The organism is Vibrio sp. A8-1 (genome assembly GCF_013048685.1).
Classification (GTDB): domain Bacteria; phylum Pseudomonadota; class Gammaproteobacteria; order Enterobacterales; family Vibrionaceae; genus Vibrio; species Vibrio metschnikovii.
This window is the reverse complement of the sequence record NZ_VHTC01000101.1, coordinates 1-927: the sequence shown is the minus strand read 5'-3', so window position 1 is coordinate 927 and position 927 is coordinate 1. Positions and strand designations below refer to the sequence as shown.

Below are 927 nucleotides of genomic sequence, written 5' to 3'. Positions count from 1 at the left end.
CCATACATCAGAATTGCCCCATTGAACAACATGACTAGTAGCGGGGAAAGAGCCGCAAAATTCATTAAATTCATCGTAATTCATATTGTTCATCCTTGAAGCACATAACGCCGCGTTAAGGGGTGAGTAACGCAACGACCAACTCACCGCATTGCACTAAAAACTAATAAAATCAACGCATAATGAAAATGCCACGCGTTGTGAATCCCTCTTTAACGCCTTGTTAGGCTTTTTTCACGTGTGACACAGCTGCGGCGATGACATGTAGAGGGAAAAACAGTTCTTTGCGACCATTAATAGTCCGTTTATGTGACTTTTCACCTTCTTCTGCACAAATTTTTATACACCAACCAAAAACCAATTGCTCGTGCGTCTTATCAATTAAGTTGTTACTACAATACTGAGCCACAGAATAATAGTCAGAAATATCTGATTCGGTTTCAATCGAATGTAGCTTGTCTCCAAGAAGGTTAAGCTGTTTTTCATGAGCAAGAAATTTTTCATGAATCCGCTTTTCAGCCTCTTCACGTTGCTCGATTTCCATTAAAACTAATTTAGCTAATTTTTTGACTTCTGAATCTTGAGTAATCACTGGAGCTGGATACTCACCGTACTTAGTCAATGCTGGAATAACATCATGAAATAACCATCGTTGAAATTTTTTACCGGCATAGCTTCTATCACTAGATAGAACTCTATAAAGACCTGGTTGAGTAACGAAAATTTCTTTTTCCTCTGAGAATGCACCATTAACAACAGGAACCATTATATATTCATCACTATCCAAAGCTTGAAGCTGAGCCCTGAGGAATCCCCTGATGATTTTAAGAAAAATCATCAATTTAAGCTGGATACACATCTTGTCATGTGATCAAATGATTTCGCCAAAAAACAACAACCAGACAACAAGATGTGCGAACTCAATAT

Annotated in this window: 1 protein-coding gene and 1 pseudogene; both read right to left on the bottom strand. The window is 38.1% G+C overall.

All coding sequences use genetic code 11. From position 1 onward, the window contains the following. Positions 1-84 (bottom strand): annotated as a pseudogene (locus tag FKN93_RS17985) (MmcQ/YjbR family DNA-binding protein); the annotation flags it as partial. 139 nt (positions 85-223) lie between these two features. Continuing rightward, positions 224-766, bottom strand: coding sequence for a hypothetical protein (locus FKN93_RS17415; RefSeq protein ID WP_170905772.1), 543 nt, complete (start codon positions 764-766; stop codon positions 224-226). Between the last annotated feature and the right edge of the window lie 161 nt (positions 767-927).